General features: G+C 73.1%; 4 protein-coding genes. 3 read left to right on the top strand and 1 reads right to left on the bottom strand.

What is annotated here, in order from left to right; genetic code table 11:
• The first annotated feature begins 24 nt into the window (after positions 1–24).
• Both LCE31_RS34590 and hflX read left to right on the top strand, forming a co-directional pair.
• Complete coding sequence (locus tag LCE31_RS34590) at positions 25–1,653, top strand: M1 family metallopeptidase (protein WP_225021608.1); 1,629 nt, start codon at positions 25–27, stop codon at positions 1,651–1,653.
• 138 nt (positions 1,654–1,791) lie between these two features.
• Entirely contained in the window at positions 1,792–3,300 is a 1,509-nt protein-coding gene (gene hflX / locus LCE31_RS34585) for a GTPase HflX (RefSeq protein ID WP_225021606.1), read from the top strand.
• A gap of 144 nt (positions 3,301–3,444) precedes the next feature.
• Here the strand turns inward: hflX and LCE31_RS34580 are convergent, their stop codons facing one another.
• Complete coding sequence (locus LCE31_RS34580; protein ID WP_225021604.1) at positions 3,445–4,671, bottom strand: trypsin-like serine peptidase; 1,227 nt, start codon at positions 4,669–4,671, stop codon at positions 3,445–3,447.
• A 325-nt stretch (positions 4,672–4,996) separates the two neighbouring features.
• On the opposite strand from LCE31_RS34580, the gene LCE31_RS34575 reads away from it, so the two are divergent.
• Complete coding sequence (locus LCE31_RS34575) at positions 4,997–6,388, top strand: diaminobutyrate--2-oxoglutarate transaminase family protein (RefSeq protein WP_225021603.1); 1,392 nt, start codon at positions 4,997–4,999, stop codon at positions 6,386–6,388.
• The last annotated feature ends 49 nt before the right edge of the window (positions 6,389–6,437 follow it).

Here is a 6,437-nt window from a genome sequence, read left to right as displayed (position 1 = left end):
CGCGCGCCCTGGTAGCGGTGAGGGATGCTGCTCACCTCCCGCCGGCTGCGCGCCGTGCTGCTCGCCGCCGCCTCGGCCTCGCTCGTCGCCGCCGCCCCGCCCGCACCGGGGCCGCTCGGCGTCGGCGACCGCCTCTTCCCCACCCTCGGCAACCCCGGCTACGACGTCCGCTCGTACGACATCGGCCTCACCTACACCGGCGACAACAAGAAGCCGCTCGACGCGGTGACCACCCTCGACGCCACGGCGACCAGCCGCCTCGACCGCTTCAACCTCGACTTCACCCACGGCACCGTCCGCTCGGTGCGCGTCAACGGCGCTCCCGCGGCCTTCGCCCCCGCGGGCGAGGACCTCGTCGTCACCCCCGCCGAGCCGGTCGAGGCCGGCGACCCGCTGCGGATCACCGTCCGCGGCACCAGCGAGACCGGCGGCCCGGCGGGAGCCGGCGGCTGGGTGCGCACCACCGACGGTCTGGTGATGGCCAATCAGGCCGACGCGGCGCACCGCGTCTTCCCCTGCGACGACCACCCCGACGACAAGGCCTTCTTCACGTTCCACGTCTCCGCGCCCAAGAAGCTCACCGTCGTCGCGAACGGCGAAGAGGTCGCGAGGAAGGCCGACGGCGCCGACACCACCTGGACCTACCGCACCCGGCACCCCATGGCCACCGAGCTCGCGCAGGTCTCCATCGGCACCTCCGCCGTCATCCACCGCACGGGACCGCACGGCCTGCCCGTACGCGACGTGGTGCCCGCGGCCGACAAGGCCAAACTCGAACCGTGGCTCGCCAAGACACCCGGCATGATCGAGTGGATGGAGCAGCGGGTCGGCCGCTACCCCTTCGAGGACTACGGCGTCCTCATCGCGGGTGCCGACACCGGCTTCGAGCTGGAGACGCAGACCCTGTCGCTGTTCGAGCGGAACCTGTTCATCGGCGGCGGCTACCCGGCCTGGTACGTCGACTCGGTGCTGGTCCACGAGCTGTCGCACCAGTGGTTCGGCGACAGCGTCTCCCCGCACCGCTGGTCCGACCTCTGGCTCAACGAGGGGCACGCCACCTGGTACGAGGGCACCTACGCCGAGGAGCACGGAGGCCCGTCCTTCGAGAGCCGGATGCGCGAGGCGTACGCCCAGTCCGACGGCTGGCGCACGGCGGGCGGCCCGCCCGCACGGCCCAAGGCGCCCGTCCCCGGGCAGTCCATCAGCATCTTCAGGCCCATCGAGTACGACGGCAGCGCGCTGGTGCTCTACGCCCTGCGGCAGGAGGTCGGCGCCGCCACGTTCTCCCGCATCGAGCGCGACTGGGTGCGCGAGAACCGCGACTCGTCCGCCTCCACCGCGGACTTCACGGCCCTCGCCTCGCACGACGCGAGCCGCGACCTGACGGCCTTCTTCCAGGGCTGGCTGTACGGCACGAAGACGCCCCCGATGCCGGGACACCCCGACTGGAAGCCCGCGCCCGCGGCGCAGAGCGGCACGAAGCCGCAGCAGCAGGGCGCCGGCGCCGCACCGGGAGGACAGGGTGCGCGGCCGGCACAGCACGTGACGAAGCGCCCGGCACAGCCTGTGACGAAACGGCTGCCTTCCGGCATCACCGCCGGTCCCGCGGCCGGGCGCGCGTACAGCGCGGTACCCGGCGGTGGCCATGCGTGAAACCCCTATGACGCGAAACGCGCGCCGTGTCACCATCGGGGTGTCGGCGCCGCGGGCCGGGGGGAATCAATCCGTCCGACCGGGCGTTGACCTGTCCGACGCCGGATTTCTCCGGCACTCCGACGACGTAAGGACCCAATGACCTCCTCTTCCTCCTTCTCCCGGGACGTGCAGAACTCCGCGGCGGGCCGCTCGGCCGACCCCCGCACCGACAGCCTTCGGGCCGATGCCCTGATGGAGGAGGACGTCACTTGGAGCCATGGAATCGACCAGGACCGCGACGGCGACCAGTTCGACCGGTCGGACCGTGCCGCGCTGCGGCGCGTGGCGGGCCTGTCCACCGAGCTGGAAGACGTCACCGAGGTCGAGTACCGGCAGCTGCGCCTGGAGCGCGTGGTGCTGGTCGGCGTCTGGACCTCGGGCACGCTCGATGACGCGGAGAACTCGCTGGCGGAGCTCGCCGCCCTCGCCGAGACCGCGGGCGCCCTCGTGCTCGACGGTGTGGTGCAGCGGCGCGACAAGCCGGACCCGGCCACGTACATCGGCTCGGGCAAGGCCCAGGAGCTGCGGGACATCGTCCTCGACAGTGGCGCCGACACCGTGGTGTGCGACGGCGAGCTGAGCCCGGGCCAGCTGATCCACCTGGAGGACGTCGTCAAGGTCAAGGTCGTCGACCGGACGGCGCTGATCCTCGACATCTTCGCCCAGCACGCCAAGTCCCGTGAGGGCAAGGCGCAGGTGGCGCTGGCGCAGATGCAGTACATGCTGCCGAGGCTGCGCGGCTGGGGCCAGTCGCTGTCCCGGCAGATGGGCGGCGGCGGCAGTGGCGGCATGGCCACCCGCGGCCCCGGTGAGACCAAGATCGAGACGGACCGGCGCAGGATTCGCGAGAAGATGGCGAAGATGCGCCGGGAGATCGCGGAGATGAAGACCGGCCGCGAGATCAAGCGGCAGGAGCGCAGGCGCCACCGCGTGCCGTCGGTCGCCATCGCCGGGTACACCAACGCCGGCAAGTCGTCCCTGCTCAACCGCCTCACCGGCGCCGGAGTCCTGGTGGAGAACGCGCTGTTCGCCACGCTGGACCCGACGGTGCGGCGCGCCGAGACGCCCGGCGGGCGGCTCTACACCCTCGCGGACACGGTCGGATTCGTCCGGCACCTGCCGCACCACCTGGTGGAGGCGTTCCGTTCCACGATGGAGGAGGTCGGCGACTCCGACCTGATCCTGCATGTGGTGGACGGCTCGCACCCCGTGCCCGAGGAGCAGCTGGCCGCCGTGCGCGAGGTCGTGCACGACGTCGGCGCGAAGAGCGTGCGCGAGATCGTCGTCGTCAACAAGGCGGACGCGGCGGACCCGCTGGTCCTCCAGCGGCTGCTGGCCGCGGAGCGCAACGCGATCGCCGTGTCGGCGCGTACCGGCGAGGGCATCCCCGAGCTGCTGGCGCTGATCGACGCCGAACTGCCGCGGCCCGAGGCCGAGGTCGAGGTGCTCGTCCCGTACACGCACGGCGCCCTGGTCTCCCGGGTGCACGCGGAGGGCGAGGTGCTGTCCGAGGAGTACACCCCGGAGGGCACCCAGCTCAAGGCACGCGTCCACGAGGAGTTGGCGGCGGCGCTCGCGCCGTACACGCCGGCCGTGGCGCACTGACCGCACGGGACAGCGCCGCGGCAAGGGCCCGTATCCCCGGAATCCCCGGGGTACGGGCCCTTCCCGCGTCAGGTGCCCGCGCTCCTGGGGAGTGTCCGCAAAGTCGCGCCGTCCGCCCGGCGGGCGCGGCTTTCCCGACACGACCTACCGCGCGGCGAACTTCTTGCTGACACCCTCGTAGACGCCCCGCGCCTCCTTGCCGAGGTGGGGACCCGCCAGCCAGCCCGCCGTCACCGGGCCGATCGAGGTGTTGGACACCAGCGCGGGCTTGCCGTCGTCGCCCGTCGCGATCCAGCCACCGCCCGAGGCCCCGCCGGTCATGGTGCAGCCGACGCGGTACTCCGTCGGCTCCGACGCGGTCAGCGAGAGCCGCCCCGGCCGACCCGCGCACTGGTAGAGCTTCTGCCCGTCGAACGGCGGTGCCGCCGGGTAGCCGTTGGCGGTGAGCGTCTTGATGTCCGGCACGGCGGGGGCGTCGAAGTCCACGGGCAGGGCCGCGCCCACGGTCTCCTGGAGCGACTCGCCCGTCCCGCCCTGCTCCGGCGCCACATGCAGTACGGCGAAGTCGTACGGCGACCCGTGCCCGCCGCTCTCCGCGCCCTCGGAGATCCACTGCGACGACGTCTGCGCCCAGTCGGCCCACCAGACGCCGTACGGGGCCAGGTCCTTCTCGCCTGCGCCCTTCAACTGCGCTGCCGTGAGGCCCTTGCTGTTGTACGACGGCACGAACGCGATGTTCCGGTACCAGCCGCCGTCCTTCCCCGCGTGCACGCAGTGGCCCGCCGTCCAGACCAGGTCGGACTTGCCGGGGTGCGCCGGGTCCGTCACCACCGTGGCCGAGCAGACCATCGAGCCCCGCGGTCCGTCGAAGAACAGCTTGCCCTCGACCGGCACGCTCCGCGTGTACGGCGTCGCCGCCTCACGCGCCTGGACGGGGGCGGGCTCCGGGTCGGTGACGCCCTGGTCGCCGGAGACGTCGTGCGGCTGCACCGGCTTGTCCGCGGGCTCCTCGGCCTTCCGCATCCGGTTCGGGTCCCACAGCCCCTGGATGACCGGGTTCACGAAGTCCTGGGCCTGGCGCAGCCACTGGTCCCGGTCCCAGTTCTTCCACTCGCCGTGCTTCCACTTGTCCAGGTCGATGCCGTGCTGCTTGAGCCTGTCCTTGAGGTCGTCCGGGATGGTGATCTTCGGGTCGGCCGCCGTGGCCGAGGCCGACGCGGCCGGCGGCGCCCCCGCGGCGCCGTCGTCGCCCGGCCCGCAGGCCGTCGCGGTCAGCGCGAGCGCCGCCGCCGCGGCCGCGGCAGCCGTCACGCGTATCCCGCGCCTCCTTCCCGCCGGGCGTGGGACGGAGTTCGGGCGGATCGGTCGCATCTGGGTTCCCCCTGGAACGGTTCGTACGGGACAAGAGGTACGCCTGTACGCGCCACGGCGCACAGGGGTACGTGGAACTGCCCCCTGCCGTACGGGACATGGCGCGGGGGCGGCCCCCACTATGCCTTCGCTGTGACACCCGCCGTCTGGCAGGTCCACGCTTCGGTCCGGCACGGCGGCCAAGGATCTGCCCGGCACCCGTGATCCCCCGCATCCGGCGTCGTTGGTACGAGCGGGGGACACGGCCAGCGTTCACCGCCGGGGGACCGGTGGTCGAGCCGCGTACGGACGTGCGACGCAACTGTGACAGTCGGAGGACCGAGACGTGGCCGTGACCGAGCCGAGCAACACCCCGCCGGCGGCGCGGACCGTCGCCCACGAGGGCATCCTCCGCCGCCAGTCGCAGCGCGAGTCGGCGGCCCGTACCTACGCCAGGTCGCTGCCGATCGTCCCGGTCCGGGCGCGCGGACTCACCATCGAGGGCGCCGACGGGCGGCGCTACCTGGACTGCCTCTCCGGCGCGGGCACGCTCGCCCTCGGACACAACCACCCCGTCGTGCTCGCGGCGATCAGGAAGGTCCTCGACTCGGAGGCCCCGCTGCATGTGCTGGACCTCGCGACCCCGGTCAAGGACGCCTTCGTCACCGAGCTGTTCGCCACGCTGCCCGCGCCTCTCGCGGACCACGCGCGGGTCCAGTTCTGCGGCCCCGCGGGCACCGACGCCGTCGAGGCCGCGCTGAAGCTCGTGCGTACGGCGACCGGCCGGGAGGGCATGCTCGCGTTCACCGGCGCTTACCACGGCATGACCGACGGGGCGCTCGCCATGTCGGGCGGCGCGCGTGACGTCCGCGTGACGCGCCTGCCCTATCCGCAGGACTACCGCTGCCCGTTCGGCGTCGGCGGCGAGCGCGGGGCCGAACTGTCCGCCCGCTGGACGCGGAGCCTGCTGGACGACCCGAAGAGCGGAGTGTCGCTGCCCGCCGGGATGATCGTGGAGCCCGTACAGGGGGAGGGCGGCGTGCTGCCCGCCCCCGACACGTGGCTGCGGCGCATGCGGGAGATCACCGCGGAGCGCTCCGTACCGCTGATCGCCGACGAGGTGCAGACAGGCGTCGGCAGGACCGGTACGTTCTGGGCCGTGCAGCACAGTGGCATCGTCCCCGACGTGATGGTGCTCTCCAAGGCCATCGGAGGTTCGCTCCCGCTCGCCGTGATCGTCTACCACGAGGACCTCGACCTGTGGCGCCCGGGCGCCCCCGCCGGAACGTTCCGCGGCAATCAGCTCGCGATGGCCGCGGGCGCCGCCACGCTCGCGTACGTGCGGGAGAACGGCCTCGCGGAGCGGTCCGCCGTGCTCGGCGCCCGGATGCTCAGCAGCCTCAGGGACCTGGCCGCGGAGCACCCTTGCATCGGAGACGTCCGCGGCCGCGGTCTGATGATCGGCGTGGAGATCGTCCATCCCGAGTCCGGTCCCGAGGCCGGTCCCGGTGGCGGACCCGCGCCGGCCGACGCGCCGCTCGCCCGGGCCGTGCGCAGGGCCTGCCTCGACCGCGGGCTCATCGTGGAGCTCGGCGGACGCGACGGCGCGGTCGTACGGCTCCTGCCGCCCCTCACCCTCACCGACGACCAGGCCGTGGCCGTGCTCGACCGGTTCGCCGACGCGCTGGCGTCGGCGGAGCGTGCCGCCCTCGCGCGCCGCGCCGCACCGTCGCAGTGACCCCGGATCGACCCCGGACCCGCAAAGGAAGACCTGTGAACCCCACCCC

This window comes from Streptomyces sp. 8L (genome assembly GCF_020176795.1).
In the GTDB taxonomy this organism is placed as follows: domain Bacteria; phylum Actinomycetota; class Actinomycetes; order Streptomycetales; family Streptomycetaceae; genus Streptomyces.
The sequence above is the reverse complement of the archived record's forward strand: the minus strand, read 5'-3'. Positions and strand labels throughout refer to the sequence as shown.

What these genes read in the sequence shown, in the direction of transcription:
- hflX (WP_225021606.1), top strand. Translation starts at nt 1,792, where the DNA reads ATGACCTCCTCTTCCTCCTTCTCCCGGGACGTGCAGAACTCCGCGGCG.
- LCE31_RS34590 (WP_225021608.1), top strand. Translation starts at nt 25, where the DNA reads ATGCTGCTCACCTCCCGCCGGCTGCGCGCCGTGCTGCTCGCCGCCGCC.
- LCE31_RS34580 (WP_225021604.1), bottom strand. Translation starts at nt 4,671, where the DNA reads ATGCGACCGATCCGCCCGAACTCCGTCCCACGCCCGGCGGGAAGGAGG.